9 protein-coding genes are annotated in these 14,946 nt (G+C 66.2%); 6 read left to right on the forward strand and 3 right to left on the reverse strand.

Going from position 1 to position 14,946, the window contains the following annotated elements:
* Positions 1-4 precede the first annotated feature (4 nt).
* The 6 genes from kdpC (at position 5) to ACODS2_RS18370 (ending at position 10,012) form a co-directional block, all read left to right on the forward strand.
* Complete coding sequence (kdpC, locus tag ACODS2_RS18345; protein WP_489000114.1) at positions 5-601, forward strand: potassium-transporting ATPase subunit KdpC; 597 nt, start codon at positions 5-7, stop codon at positions 599-601.
* Positions 598-3,261 carry a DUF4118 domain-containing protein gene (locus ACODS2_RS18350; protein WP_489000115.1) on the forward strand — a complete coding sequence of 888 codons (2,664 nt, stop codon included), beginning with the start codon at positions 598-600 and terminating at the stop codon, positions 3,259-3,261. The genes kdpC and ACODS2_RS18350 overlap by 4 nt, the downstream gene beginning before the upstream one ends.
* Complete coding sequence (locus ACODS2_RS18355) at positions 3,258-3,944, forward strand: response regulator transcription factor (protein WP_489000116.1); 687 nt, start codon at positions 3,258-3,260, stop codon at positions 3,942-3,944. The genes ACODS2_RS18350 and ACODS2_RS18355 overlap by 4 nt, the downstream gene beginning before the upstream one ends.
* A 311-nt stretch (positions 3,945-4,255) precedes the next feature.
* The gene (locus ACODS2_RS18360; RefSeq protein ID WP_489000267.1) at positions 4,256-5,401 is read left to right on the forward strand and encodes an efflux RND transporter periplasmic adaptor subunit; all 1,146 of its coding nucleotides are present in this window, start codon (positions 4,256-4,258) and stop codon (positions 5,399-5,401) included.
* 7 nt (positions 5,402-5,408) lie between these two features.
* Positions 5,409-8,549, forward strand: coding sequence for a multidrug efflux RND transporter permease subunit (locus ACODS2_RS18365; protein WP_489000117.1), 3,141 nt, complete (start codon positions 5,409-5,411; stop codon positions 8,547-8,549).
* On the forward strand, positions 8,546-10,012 hold the full coding sequence (locus ACODS2_RS18370; RefSeq protein WP_489000118.1) for an efflux transporter outer membrane subunit: 1,467 nt from the start codon (positions 8,546-8,548) through the stop codon (positions 10,010-10,012). Before ACODS2_RS18365 ends, ACODS2_RS18370 begins: the two co-directional genes overlap by 4 nt.
* Here ACODS2_RS18370 and ACODS2_RS18375 read toward each other — a convergent pair.
* From ACODS2_RS18375 to ACODS2_RS18385, 3 genes are all read right to left on the reverse strand, one after another.
* Positions 10,009-11,517, reverse strand: coding sequence for an AMP-binding protein (locus tag ACODS2_RS18375; protein WP_489000119.1), 1,509 nt, complete (start codon positions 11,515-11,517; stop codon positions 10,009-10,011). The two genes, ACODS2_RS18370 and ACODS2_RS18375, sit on opposite strands and share 4 nt — an antisense overlap.
* 205 nt (positions 11,518-11,722) lie before the next feature.
* The gene (locus ACODS2_RS18380) at positions 11,723-12,775 is read right to left on the reverse strand and encodes a nucleoside hydrolase (protein ID WP_489000120.1); all 1,053 of its coding nucleotides are present in this window, start codon (positions 12,773-12,775) and stop codon (positions 11,723-11,725) included.
* A gap of 43 nt (positions 12,776-12,818) precedes the next feature.
* Entirely contained in the window at positions 12,819-14,879 is a 2,061-nt protein-coding gene (locus ACODS2_RS18385) for a S9 family peptidase (RefSeq protein WP_489000121.1), read from the reverse strand.
* Between the last annotated feature and the right edge of the window lie 67 nt (positions 14,880-14,946).

Consider the following 14,946-nt stretch of genomic DNA (forward strand, 5'->3'; position numbering starts at 1 on the left):
TTCCATGCTCAAGGACATTGCTTCCACCCTGCGGCCGGCCTTCATGATGACGGCGTTGTTCGCGGTGCTGCTGGGCCTCGTCTACCCGCTGGTGCTCACCGGCATCGGACAGGCCCTGTTCCCCGCGCAGGCCAATGGCAGCCTGATCCGCAGCGGCGACCGCGTGATCGGCTCTTCGCTGATCGGGCAGGCCTTCACCAGCGATCGCTATTTCCATGGCCGTCCCTCGGCAGCGGGCAAAGGGTATGATCCCACCGCGTCGTCGGGATCGAATCTCGGCCCTGCCAGCGCAGCCCTTGCTGACCGCGTCCGCACCGATCTTGCCACGCTCCGGACCTCACCAGATTCCCCCGTTCCTGCCGATCTGGTGACCACTTCCGCCTCGGGGCTCGACCCCCATATCAGCCCCGAGGCGGCTTTGTTCCAGGCCTCGCGCGTCGCTACAGCGCGGAAGTTGAGCCTGGCGGAGGTTGAGGCGCAGGTCGCGGCGCACACCCAGCAACCGCTTTTCGGCGTGTTCGGAGAGCCAGAAGTCAACGTGCTGGAACTCAATCTGGCGCTCGACTCCCTGCCCGCGCGCGGTGCATCATCGAAGCGGTGAACGAAGCGCGCCCGGATCCCGATGCCCTGCTGCGCGCCGCGCAGCGCGAGGGACGCGGCCGCCTCAAGGTTTTCCTCGGGGCGGCTCCCGGCGTGGGCAAGACGTTCGAGATGCTGAGCCGCGCCGCCGAACGGCGCGACAGCGGCGTCGATGTGGTGGTCGGCGTGGTCGAGACCCATGGGCGGGCGGAGACGGCGGCCCGGCTGCGCGGGTTCGAAGTCCTGCCGCGCGCGCGGTTCGAGCATCGCGGCCAGACGCTTGAGGAAATGGACATCGATGCCATCCTCGCGCGGCGGCCGGCGCTCGTGCTGGTCGACGAACTGGCGCATACCAACGCACCGGGCAGCCGGCATGACAAGCGCTGGCAGGATGTCGAGGAATTGCGGTCCGCCGGGCTCGATGTCTGGAGCACACTCAATATCCAGCATCTGGAAAGCCTCAACGATCTGGTCGCCTCCTTCACGCGTGTCCGCGTGCGCGAAACCGTGCCCGACCGCGTGCTCGATTCTGCGGAGATCGAGGTTGTCGACATCCCGCCCGATGAGCTGATCGAGCGGCTGCGCGAGGGCAAGGTCTATGTCCCCGAAGAGGCCAGCCGCGCGCTTGGCCATTTCTTCTCGAAATCCAATCTTTCCGCCTTGCGCGAACTGGCGCTGCGCCGCGCCGCGCAAGTGGTCGATACGCAGATCCTCGAACTGGTTCGCGCGCAGGCGCTTGGCGGGATCTGGGGTTCGGGTGAACGCATCCTCGTCGCCCTGAGCGAGCAGGAATCGGCGGCGGAACTCGTCCGCGCCGGGCGCCGGATGGCTGATGCGCTTCATGCGCCATGGACCGCCGTCCACATCGAGACACCCCGCTCGCTGCAACTGGGCGACGGCGCGCGCAAGACGCTGGCCGACGTCCTACATCTCGCAACCCAGCTTGGTGCAGCGGTGGTGACGATCCCCGCAGCTTCGGTCACGGAGGGGCTCAAGCTTGCAGTCGCCGAAGCGCGGGCGACGCAGCTCTTTGTCGGGAAGACCGCCCGCTCGCGCTGGTTCGAGCTGCGCCACGGTTCCGTGGTCGACAGGCTGGTGCGTGAAATGCCGGGAATTGCGGTCCATGTCCTCCCGCTTGGCATCACGCCTGAGGTGAGCAGGCCCGGCACCGAAACAGCGACGCACTGGGGCATGCCGCGCCACTATGCCATCGCCTTGGCCCTGACCGGTGTGGTCACGGCCTTGGGGTCCTACATCGCCAGCCTTGGTTCGATCACCAATGTCGCCTTGCTCTATCTGCTGCCGGTCATGGCGGCGGCCACGCGGTTCGGCTTGCGGCCGGCCCTGGCAACCGCGGTGGCTTCCTCGCTCGCCTACAATTTCTTCTTCATTCCGCCGCTCTACACATTCACCATTTCCGACCCGCAGAACCTGATTACCGTGCTGGTGCTGCTGGGCGTTGCCGTGGTGGCGAGCCAGATTGCCTCGCAGACGCGCGATCAGGCGGAGCTTGCGCGCGCGAGCGCGCTGCAGAACTCCACGCTGGCCGGATTTGCGCGGCAGTTGACCGGGGTGAGCCAGCGAACCGAACTCGGGATGCTTCTCTGCGGCGAAACGGCCCGCGTGTTCGATGCCCACACCGTGCTGCTGCGCCCGGCAGGGGGCGAGCTCGCGGTCGAAGCGTCCCTGCCGGGTAACGTGCAGATCGCACCGATCGAAATGGCAGCGGCGCAGTGGGCGTTCGCCCAGGGCCGCCCGGCCGGCAACGGCTCCGATACGCTGACCGCCTCGGAATGGAGCTTCCATCCGATCGCATCGGGCGAACGCGTCCATGCAGTGATCGGTCTGGCCCGCCGCGATGCGGGGCGGCCGGTCCGGCCAGACCAGTTGCCGCTGCTATTGTCCCTCCTCGATCAGGCGGGCCAGACCCTTGAACGCATCGCTCTCGAAGAGCAGATGACGGACGTCGCCCAGATGCGCGAGCGTGATCGGCTGCGGGCAGCCTTGCTCTCCTCGGTCGGCCACGATCTGCGCACGCCCCTTACCGCCGTTGTGGGCCTGCTGGCCGAAATCGAACCCGCAAGCGCCGTGCAGCGCGAGCAGATCACCCAGGCGCGCGGTGAGGCCGAGCGGGTCAACCGCTTCGTCGCCAACCTCCTCGACATGGTGCGGATCGAAGCGGGCGCTCTCCAGCAATCGCTCGAGCCGGTTGATCTTGCCGAGGCGGTCTCGGCCGCCGCCCATGATCTGCGCCGCGTGCTCGATGAGCACCCGGTCGAGATCGCCATTCCGCCGAGCCTGCCGCTTGTGCGCATCGATCCCCGGCTCTTCCACCACTGCCTGATCAACCTGATCGACAACGCGGCCAAGCATGGGCCGGCAGGCACACCGATCCGCATCGCCGCACAGCGCAGGCCCGATGGCATCGAGATGGATATCTGCGATGCCGGCCCCGGCATTCCTGCGGGCGAGGAGCTGCGGATATTCGATTCCTTCACCCGGCTCGACGGGTCTGACCGCAAGGGCGGGACCGGGCTTGGCCTGGCCATCGTGAAGGGCTTTGCCGAAGCGATGGGCCTCAAGGTCAGGGCAGAGAACAGGCCAGACCACACCGGCGCCCGCTTCGTGATCGGCTTTCCGGCCGCGATCATCAGCCCGATTGCCGCAGAGGGCCTCGCATGACCGGGACAACGGTGGTTCTTATCGTGGACGACGAAGCCTCGATCCGCCGCCTGCTGAGGCGGGCGCTCGAGCGGCAGGACTATCGCGTGGTCGAGGCCGGCAACGCCCGCGAGACATTGGCCGCGCTCGCCATCGATCACCCCGAAGTCGTGCTGCTTGATCTTGGCCTCCCCGATCGGGACGGCCTGGAGCTCGTGCCGGTCATCAAGCGCACGGGCACGGCCCTGCTCGTCGTATCCGCGCGCGATGCCACGGAAGAGAAAGTCGCCGCGCTCGACCTCGGCGCCGATGATTACATCACCAAGCCATTCGACACCGAAGAAGTCACCGCGCGCGTCCGCACCGCCCTGCGCCACCGGGCCCGCCGCGAGAACGCCAACGAGGAGACCGTGAGGACGGGAGATCTGGAGATCGACTTCGCCGTTCGCCGGGTAACCAAGGGCGGCACCGAAATACACCTCGCACCGAAGGAGTACGCCGTGCTGACAGAACTGGCGCGAAACGCCGGCCGCGTCGTCACGCATGCGCATCTCCTGCGCAAGATCTGGGGCCCGGCCCATGAAGCCGATCTGGAATACTTGCGGGTGACGATCCGTGCCATCCGGCGCAAGCTGGGCGAGGAGGTGCAATCCTCCTGTATCCGCAACGAACCGGCAATCGGGTATCGGCTGATTGCCGGTTGAACGGGATCTGGAAGCGGCGGGATCAGCAGGGCGTTGCATGTGCTCCGCCCGGTGAGAAGCTAACCGGAAGGAAAACGTCGGCAGTGTGTGTGGACCAACCCCGTTCCTTGATTGCATGAATGCCAAAAAAAGGTGATAGTACAACAGGAACGCCGGGCCAGCCGGTGGGTTTTCGCTTGCGCAGACCCGCTGCGAATTGTGAAGTGCGCGCTGTGTCCGTTGGCAAGCAGGAAAGGCGCTCCTCCAAGGTGATTCACGAATTTTGGCGGACCCGGGTTTCGGCCAGCCATCCATCGCGCCGCAGCACTGTCATGCACCATGCGCTTTGCGCCGCAGCCGGTCTGGGCGCGCTCCTCTCCGGATGCTCGGGGGCGCCTGCAAAGCGTGTGCCGCCGACGCCCGAGGCGGGGTATGTGGTCATGCGCGAAGAGGAAGTTGCGCTCCCCACCGTGCTGGCAGGCCGCACGGCAGCTTATGAGGTGTCCGAAGTCCGGCCGCAGGTTTCAGGCGTGATCCGGGCCAGGCAGTTTACCGAGGGCGCGCTGGTCAGCGCCGGGCAGACACTCTACCAGATCGATCCCAGCCTCTACCGCGCAGCCGCCGCAGAGGCTGAGGCAAATCTCGCGAGCGCAACCGCCCTGCGCGCCTCTGTGGCCCAGAAGGCCGAACGGCTGCGTCCGCTGGCCGAGATCGAGGCGGTCAGCAAGCAGGACTATACCGACGCGCTTGCGGCATCGCGCCAGGCATCTGCGAGCGTGGCCCAGACGCGCGCGCAGCTCGATACGGCGCGGATCAACTTGCGCTTCACGCGGGTTCCTGCCCCCATCAGCGGGCGGATCGGCAGGTCGCTCGCGACCACCGGAGCGCTGGTGACCGCCAACCAGGCCGCACCGCTCACCACGATCGAGCGGCTGGACCCGATCTTCGTCGATATCCAGCAATCCAGCGTGGATCTGCTCAAGCTGCGCCGCTCGCTGGCGTCTGGCTCGACCTCGCCGTCTTCGGCGCCGGTCAGCCTCACGCTCGAGGATGGCAGCCGCTACAGCCATACCGGGACCTTGCAGTTTACCGAGCCGATGGTCGATGCCAGCACCGGAACCGTGACCTTGCGCGCACGCTTCCCCAATCCGGATGGCCTCCTGCTTCCCGGCATGTACGTCCGTGCGGTGCTGTCACAGGCAACCGTGGCGCGCGGCATGCTCGTGCCGCAAGCAGGCGTTTCGCGCGATGCACGCGGGGTCGCCACGGTCATGCTCGTCGGCCCGGGAAACACGGCGAAGCGCACCAGCATCACCGCCGAACAGACCATCGGCGACAAGTGGCTGGTGACCGGCGGACTGAAGCCGGGCGACCGGGTGATCGTTGAAGGGTTGGGCAAGATCAAGCCGGATGGCAAGATCGTCCCGGTTCCTGCAGGATCGAAGCCGGCGGCCGGCCCGAAACAGCGCAAGCCTTGAGCCGGGCATGATTTCCCGCATTTTCATCGATCGCCCGATCTTTGCGTGGGTCATCGCGATCGTCATCATGCTGGGCGGGCTCGGCGCGGTCTATACTCTGCCGATCGAGCAATATCCCGATATCGCTCCCCCTTCGGTCAACATCCGCGCAAACTATCCCGGCGCGTCTGCCGAAACGCTCGAATCCAGCGTCACGCAGGTGATCGAGCAGCAGCTTACCGGCATCGACGGCCTGATCTACTTCACCGCGTCATCCAGTTCGTCCGGCTCGGCCACGATCACCGCCACCTTCGCCAAGGGGATCAATCCGGACATCGCGCAAGTGCAGGTCCAGAACAAGGTTCAGCAGGCTCTGGCGCGGTTGCCGCAGCAAGTACAGCAGCAGGGGCTCACGGTCACCAAGGCCAGCTCCGACTTCCTGATGATTGTCTCGGTCTATGATTCGACCGACCGGGTGACCAACAACGACGTCTCGGACTTCCTCGTCTCGAACCTGCAGGACCGGATCGGGCGGATCGACGGCGTGGGCGATGTCAGCGTGTTCGGGTCGCAATATGCGATGCGGATCTGGCTCGATCCCTTCAAGCTTGCCGCGGTCAAGCTCATGCCCTCGGACGTGACCAGCGCGATTCAGGCGCAGAACACGCAAGTCGCAGCGGGCCAGATCGGCGCTCAGCCCTCCTCGGACGAGCAGCGCCTCACCGCCACGGTCACGGCGCGCTCGCGGCTGACCACGCCCGAGGAATTCCGCAAGATCGTGCTCAAGACCCAGAGCGACGGATCCCGTGTGCTGCTGCAGGACGTGGCGCGGATCGAGCTGGGCGCGGAAAACTACAGCATCGTGAGCCGGTTCAACGGCCACCCGGCCGCAGGGCTTGCCGTGCAGCTCGCGCCGGGTGCAGATGCGCTCAAGACGGCCGAACTGGTCAAGGCCGAAGTCCAGGCCCAATCGGCAACCTTCCCGGACGGCTTCAAGTTTGCCTATCCGGTCGACAGCACGACGTTCATCCGCCTCTCGGTGGAAGAAGTCGTCAAGACCCTGATCGAGGCCATCATTCTGGTGGTCATCGTGATGTTCGTGTTTCTGCAGAGCTGGCGCGCCACGCTGATACCCGCAATCGCGGTGCCGGTGGTGCTGCTGGGCACCTTCGGCGTTCTTGCCATCGCCGGGTTCAGCATCAACACACTGACCCTGTTCGGCATGGTGCTCTCCATCGGCCTGCTTGTCGACGATGCGATCGTGGTGGTCGAGAATGTCGAGCGGGTGATGGACGAGGAGCCCGATATCTCGGCCCATGACGCCACCATCAAGTCGATGGGCGAGATCCAGACGGCCCTCATCGCGATTGCCCTCGTCCTTTCCGCCGTGTTTCTGCCGATGGCGTTCTTCGGCGGCTCGGTCGGCGTGATCTACAAGCAGTTCTCGATCACCATTGTCGCCTCGATGGCACTATCAGTCATTGTCGCGCTGGTGCTGACCCCTGCGCTCACCTCGACTTTGCTGAAGCGTCCCGATGCCGCGGCAAAGCCGCAGGCGGGCCTGAGCGGATGGGCGGCGCTGCAGGGCGATCGTTTCAATGCGTGGTTCGCCCGCACATCGGATCGCTACCGGGAACGCGTGGCGAAAACGATAGCGGGCGCGAGGGGGGCAATGGCCGCCTATGCCGCGATTGTCGGCTTGCTGGTGCTCGTCTTCACTTTCCTCCCCTCTAGCTTCCTGCCGGTGGAGGATCAGGGCCGCGCCCAGCTTCAGTATACGCTGCCCCCGGGGGCGACCCAGCCTCGCACGGAGGCGGTCGCGAAGATCATTCAGGACTACTTCCGCACATCGATGCAGGACGGTGTCGAGGCGGTCTACACCGTATCGGGTCAGGGCGGCGGCGGTGGCGGCGGGCAGAACGCGGGGCGCGGCTTCATCCTGCTGAAGCCGTGGGACGAGCGTACGGGAAGCGCGCTGAGTTCGGACTCGATCACCAAGAAGGCGACCGCCGAGCTAGGCAAGCTGCTGCGCGATGCGGAATTCTTCGCGCTGGCCCCGCCTGCCGTGCGCGGCCTTGGCCAGTCGAACGGCTTCACCATGCAATTCCTCAACACCGGGGGATTGAGCCGCGCCGAATTCAAGGCCCGGCGCGATGCCCTGTTGCAGGATGCGCAAAGCGATCCCGCCCTCGCCGCCATCCGCCTCGGCACGCTCGAGGACAATCCCACGCTTGCGGTGACAATCGACGACGAGAAGATCGGCGCGCTGGGGCTGACTTCCACGCAAGTCGATCAGACGCTCGCCACGGCATGGGGCGGCACGTATGTGAACGATTTCATCGACAGGGGCAGGGTCAAGCGCGTCTATGTTCAGGGTGACGCACCCTATCGCAGCCGGCCCGAGGATCTTGCGAACTGGTTCGTCCGGGGCAACACGGGAGAAATGGCGCCCTTCTCAGCGTTCGCCAAAGTCAGCTGGGGGCAAGCACCATCGAACCTGTCCCGCTTCAATGCGACGCCGGCGTACCAGATCCAGGGCCAGGCCGCGCCGGGCCACAGTTCGGGCGAGGCGATGAACGCAATCGCTGCGCTGGCGGCGAAGCAGCCGGGAACCTCGGTGGCGTGGTCGGATCTGTCCTTTCAGGAACGCCTGTCCGGAAATCAGGCGCCGTTTCTCTACGCGATCTCGCTGCTCGTCGTGTTCCTGTGCCTCGCCGCGCTTTATGAAAGCTGGTCCGTGCCGTTTGCGGTCATGCTGGTGATCCCCATCGGACTTCTCGGCGCCGCCCTTGCCGTCTGGCTGCGCGGGCTGGACAATGACGTGTTCTTCCAGGTGGGGCTGCTCACCACGATGGGCCTTTCCGCGAAGAACGCGATCCTTATCATCGAATTTGCCGAGCAGGCCGAAAAGGCGGGTAAATCGGCCGTGGAAGCCGCGCTGGAGGCAGCCCGGCTGCGGCTGCGCCCGATTGTCATGACCAGCCTTGCCTTCATCTTCGGCGTCCTGCCGCTCGCGCTTTCGACCGGCGCGGGGGCCAAGAGCCGCGTCGAGATCGGCACTGCCGTGATCGGCGGCATGCTGACGGCAACGGCGCTTGCGATCTTCTTCGTACCGCTGTTCTTCGTGCTCGTGCGCCGCGCGTTCAGCCGCAGGAGCAAGCCGGCATGAAGCGCGCAGCGTCCCTCCTGCTGATCGCGGCGCTGCCGGGCCTGCTGGGTGCATGCAGCCTCCAGCCCAAGTACATGCGACCCGCGCCGGCGGTTCCGACAGGCTGGCGGATCTCCGATCCGGCCCTACTGGCGAGCGAGACCGATCTCGCCGCGCTCGGCTATCGCGCGATCTTTCACGATATCCGGCTGCAAGCCCTGATCGAGCGCGGGCTGGAACATAGCCAGGACCTCAAAGCAGCCGTGGCCAACGTCGCCGCCGCACGCGGGCTCTACCGCGTCCAGCGCGCCGCGCTGCTCCCCGCGATCAACGCAGCGGCCGCTGCCACCCTGAACGATGGCGGCGCAGGCAACATCGGCAGCGGCAACGTCGGCAACGGAACAGCGGGCGGCGGGCTGCGCGAAAACTACAGTGTCAACATCGGCGCGTCCGCGTTCGAGCTCGATCTGTTCGGGCGGCTGCGCAGCCTCAGCGATGCCCAGCTCAACGCCTATTTCGCAACCGAGCAGGCGGCCCGCGCGACCCGGCTGACCCTCGCCGCTGATATCGCCGACGTCTACTTCACCCTCGCGGCCGACCGCAGCCTGCTGGCAATCGCACGGCAGACTGCGGTCAGCGCCCAGCGCAGCGTCGGCCTTACCAGCGCACGCCTCGCGGGCGGGATCGCGCCGCGTACCGATCTGCGGCAGGCCGAAACCATTCAGGCAACGGCGCGCTCGGACCTGGCGAACCTGACGACAATCGTCGAACAGGATCGCAACGCGCTCGAACTGCTCATCGGCGGACCTGTGCGCGATGCCGATCTGCCTGACGCGATCGAGAGCATTGACGGTCAGGTCGGGCCGGTTCCGGTCGGGCTCGCCTCAAGCATCCTGCTCCGCCGACCGGACGTGATGGAAGCGGAATACCAGCTGCGGGCCGCCAATGCCCGCATCGGCGCCGCGCGCGCCGCATTCTTCCCGCGCATCTCGCTCACCGGCGCGGGCGGCCTTGCGAGTTCGGCGTTGTCCGGGCTCTTCACCGGCGGTGCATTCGCTTACAACGCCGGAGCATCGGCCAGCCTCCCGATCTTCGCCGGGGGCGCCAACAGCGGCAATCTTGCAGCCGCGCGTGCACAGACCGAGGCGGCGACGGCCACTTACCAGCGCGCGATCCAGGTCGCCTTCCGCGACGTCTCCGATGCCCTCGCGCGCCGGGCGACGATAGCCGATCAGATCGCCGCACAGTCCGCGCTGGAGGCGGCGGCCCGCGATACCGCTTTTCTGACCACCGAGCGGTATCGTGGCGGCGTTGCCTCGTTCCTCGAAAGCCTCGACGCGCAGCGCGCGCTCTACGCCGCGCAGCGCTCGCTGATCAGCGCCCGGCTGCTGCGCACAAGCAACGTCGTCGCGCTCTACCGCGCGCTAGGCGGTGACGATTTCTCCGGTGTCCCAGCTCCGGGCAATGCCGTTCAAAGCCGTTAGTTTTCTTCTGAAAAGAGACCGGCGAACTGCCGCCGAAGCTCGGCTTTCAGCACTTTGCCCATGGCGTTGCGAGGAAACTCCGGCACGATGCGGATTGCCTTGGGCTGCTTGAAGCGCGCCAGCTTCTCGCGGGCAACCGCCTCGATCGCAGCGAGTTCCAGATCAGGCCGCGCCGCCATCACCACCGCAACCACGCCTTCGCCGAAATCGGGATGCGGCACGCCGATGATGGCAACGTCGCTGACCCCGTCCACTTCGGCGAGCACCATTTCCAGCTCGGCCGGATAGATGTTGAAGCCGCCCGAAATGATCAGGTCCTTGGAACGCCCAGCGATGGTCACGCGCCCGTTCTCGTCCTTGAAGCCGGTGTCTCCCGTAACGAAGAACCCGTCCGGCCCGATTGCTTCCGCCGTCGCCTCGGGGCGGCGCCAATACCCGGCGCACAGGTTCGGCCCCCTAATCTCGATCTCGCCAACTTCGCCCGGCGGCAATTCGCTCCGCCCTTCCCCGCCGACCACGCGCAGCTCCACGCCCGGCAGCGGATAGCCGACAGTCCCCGGAATCCGGCCCTCCGGCGCATAAGGGTTCGAGGTGATCATCGCCGCCTCGGTCATGCCGTAGCGTTCCAGAATGCGGTGCCCGGTGCGCGCCTCGATCTCGGCGAACACCGAAGGCAGCAGCGGCGCCGAACCGCAAATCATCAGCCGGATAGTGCGCACCGCCTCGTGCCCGAAATCGGAGCGCTCCAGCAGCCGCGTGTAGAAGGTCGGCACCCCCATGAACACGCTGACCGTGGGCAGCAGAGCCACGACTTTCGCCGCATCGAACTTGCCCAGCAGATGCACCGTCGCCGCGCTGTAGAGCCCCAGATGCAGCGCCACGAACAGCCCGTGCGCATGAAACAAGGGCAGGCTGTGCAGGATGGAGTCCGCATCCGAAAACTGCCAGGTCCCGAACAGCGCCGCCACATTGGACGAAAGGTTGCGGTGCATCAGCATCGCGCCCTTGGGCCGCCCGGTGGTGCCCGAAGTAAACAGAATCGCGGCCAGATCCGTCTCGGCCATGACTTCTACGGCCAGATCCGGCTCCAACCCCGCCGCCAGCGCGGGCAGCGTGCCCGAACCGTCCGGCTCCAACGTCATGCGCTGCGGCGTATCGCCTTCCGGCACCGCTGTCGCGCTGCCATGCACCAGCAGCACTGGCGCGGCATCCTCGATCAGCATCGCCAGTTCGCTCGCAGTATAGGCCGGGTTAACCGGCACCGCGATCGCGCCGGAGGCAAGCACCGACAGATAGGTCAGCGCGAAAGCCGACGAGTTTTCCGCCTTGATCATCACCCGGTCGCCGCGCGTCACGCCCAGCTGCGCCATTGCCGCACGATACCTGCCGATGGCGGCAGGCAGTTCGCCGAAGGTGCAGACCGTATCCCCCTGCCACAACCACGCGGGCTTGGCCTCGTGCCCCGCATGGCGGGCAAGGAACACGGCGACGAGATTGGCATTCATGGCAAGGGCTCCCGGAGACTCACGCGTCCTTAGAACCCGCGCCGCCTTGCTGTCACCCCGCTCGTCCCAACAAGATTCGCGCAGAGGCGCGGAGATCATGCGTCTCGCGGCGAAGCCGCTTCTGGCCGATTGCTCGTTGGAAACAGCGATGGCCTGCGGCGCGAAGAGATGCTCTGCGCCTCCGCGCCTCTGCGCGAACAAATCCCTACTTTTCCCCCAGCGCTTTCGCCATCAGCGCTTCCATCCGCGGCACATCGACCGAGAGCACCACATCCGCCTGCCCCTCGTCGAGCCCGGGGCGGTATGCATCGTGCCAGGTCAACATGTCGCCATAGCTCGGCCCGAACTGCACATCGAAATCATACCACAGCCGCTCCGCCTTCGTGACAATCGAGGGATCGAGCCAGACCGCGACCGCAATCTCGTCCCACATCGGAAAGCCGGGTTCCATCCGCCGCAGGAACGCCGCCACTGGCGGGCGCGAGGCCTTCGCCAGCCGCTCCAGCAGCGCCGGCGAAAGCTGCGTCGCAGTCGAAGGATCGGCGGGCACGATGGTCACCTTGGGCCAGGGCGCATGCGCCGCCATGCTTGCCGCTTCGGGATCAAAGCGGATATTGAACTCGCGGCGCGGCGTGTTGACAAACTCGCGCGCGAAATCCGCGGCGGATTTGCCCTCCAGCACCTGCCTGGGCGCAAGGCTCCCGCCCATGATCACAAGCTCTTTGACCAGCGAGGCGAACTCGGGATCGAGCCGCTGCGCCAGCGCCAGATTGGTAAGCGGCCCGGTCGCAAAGATTGTCACGGCATGCGGATGCGCCCGCACCGTGCGGATCAGGAACTGCGCCGCCGGCTCATCCAGCGCCTTGAGCTTGGGGTTGCCCCACGGCAGGTCCACCGGATCGAACGGCCCGTGATAGGGCGGAGCCGATTGCGCAGTCGGCTCGGCCCACTGCTTCATGAACGCACCCTTCCACACGAGCTTCCCGTAAAGCGCTTCCCACCGCTCGGTGCGCGCCTCGCTGTTGAGCAGCGGAAAGGTCGCGCCCTCGGCCACCGGAACCTCGGTGCGGCCGAGCAGCTCAAGCCCGCGCAGCACCATCGCGGTTGCGCGGTTGGCCCAGACGTTGCCCGAAACCGTGGTGATCCCCAGCACTTCCAAGCGCGGGTCCTCCAGCAGCATCAGATGCGGGATCGCAAAACCCTCGTCATCGATGATCACCTGCCGCTTCGGCTCTGCGGCCTCCGCAGGTGCCGCCAACAAGAGCAGAAGCGCCAGAAGGGCCCGCCGCAGCATCAGCGCCTCACTTCGCCTTGCCCGCATCGGTCCGATACTTGTCGAACCACGCAAGGATCGCAGATGCCTTTGCCGCCGATTGCGAAGGCCGCGCGGTAAATCCGCCGTGGCTGGCCCCCGGCACCTTGACCAGCGCGGTTGGCACGCCCCGGATCTGCAGCGCGGCATAGTACTGTTCGGATTCGCTCACCGGCGTGCGGAAGTCCTCGCTCCCCACCACGACCATCGTCGGGGTTTTCACGTTGCCGACCAGCGAAAGCGGCGAGCGGTTCCAGTAGCTCATCGGGTCTTCCCAAGGCTGCTTCTTGAACCAGTAGCGCGAGGTAAAACCGGTGCCGTCCATGGTCAGCGCCTCGCTGATCCAGTTGATCACCGGCTTCTGCGCCGCCGCCGCCTTGAACCGGTCGGTCTTGCCCACGATCCAGCTGGTCAGCACGCCGCCACCCGAACCGCCCGTCACGAACAGATTGTCAGGATCGGCCACGCCCTTCGCGATCGCCGCATCCACCGCGCTCATCAGATCGCCATAGTCATCGCTGGGGTAATTCTTGTCGATCAGGTTGGCGAACTCGCTGCCATACGAGGTGGAGCCACGCGGATTGGTGAACAGCACCGCATAGCCGTGCGCCGCATAAAGCTGGTCGTCGGTCGAGAAGACCTGACCATAGGCGCTGTGCGGCCCGCCATGGATTTCAAGGATCAGGGGCACGCGCTTGCCCGCCTGATACCCCGGCGGCAGCACGAGCCAAGCGCCGATCTTGCGCCCGTCGCTCGCCGTCACGTCAAGCGGCTCAACCTTGCCGAGCGTCTTGGCCGAGAGCTGTGTCTCGTTCAGCTGCGTTACCTGCCGCTTGCCCACGAAGAGATTGGCCGGACGCGCGCCGCCACTCGCATCGCCGGTCCAGGCAATCACCCCACCCTTGGAAACGCTGAAGCTGCCCCCGGTATAGGGCCGGTCGATGCCGTCCCCGGCCAGCCCTTCGGCCAGCACCGTCAGTTTGCCCGCCAGATCGACCCGCGCCACCTTGCGCACAGCCTTGTCGTCATAGGCGACATAGACCGAGCGTCCGTCCGCGGCCCACTGCACATCCTCGATGCTGCGATCGAGACCGGCCGTCAGCGCGCGTCCGTTCGAACCATCACGGTCCATCACATAGAGCACATCCGGCTGGTAGCTCAGGTGCGTGTCGTCATAGCCGAGGTAGGCGATCCGGCTGCCATCGGGCGAAACCACGGCGCCGTGATCCGGCCCATAGCGCCTGGTCAGCTGCGTCAGCGCTCCGCCCGCCACATCCAGCGCAAAGACCTCGCTGTCATTGGGCTCGCGTTCCCAGTCCGCGCGGCGATTGGAGGAGAGCACCAGCGTCTTGCCATCGGGCGCAAACGAGAGCGGCCCCGAAACATCGAATTTGCCGAAGGTCAGCTGGCGCGGTGCCCCGCCGTCGGCAGAAACGACAAACACCTGATCGTACCCCGGCTTGATATATCCGCCGCCATCGGCGCGGTACGTCACGCGGTCGATCACTTCGAGCGGCTCGGCCCACTTCGCGCCCTCGGGCTTGGCGGGCGCTTCACCAAACTTGGTCGCCTCGCCCGGCACGTGCATCACATAAGCGATCTGCTTGCCATCGGGCGACCACGCGAGGCTCGAAGGCGAATCCGGCAGCCCGGTGATCCGCGCTGTCGCCCCGCCCTCCATCCAGCGGACGTAGAGCTGCGGCGAGCCGCCCTCTTCCATCCCGACATAGGCCAGCCGCTTGCCATCTGGCGACCAGACGGGCGAGAACTGCGAGCCCGAGCCCGCCAGCGGCACCTGCTCGCCCGTCTTCGCATCGACCAGCCAGATGGCGGAGCGCATCTTGTCGGCCATTACATCACCCGACTTGCGCACATAGGCGACGCGGGTTCCGTCCGGGCTGATCTGGGGGCCATCCGCCATTTCCAGGCCGAACAGATCGGACCCGGCGAACACGCGTGACGGCTGTTCGGTCGCCGCCGCTGGTGCGGACTGCGCAGCAGCAGACACTGATGTCGAAAGTAGAAGCAGGGCAAGCGTCTGGCGAAGCATGGCAAATTCCCATGTGATGGAACGTTGCACCGTCCTTGGCCTGCGCGCCCGCCCCCGCGCAAGAGGT

This window comes from Novosphingobium sp. FG137, from assembly GCF_057809735.1.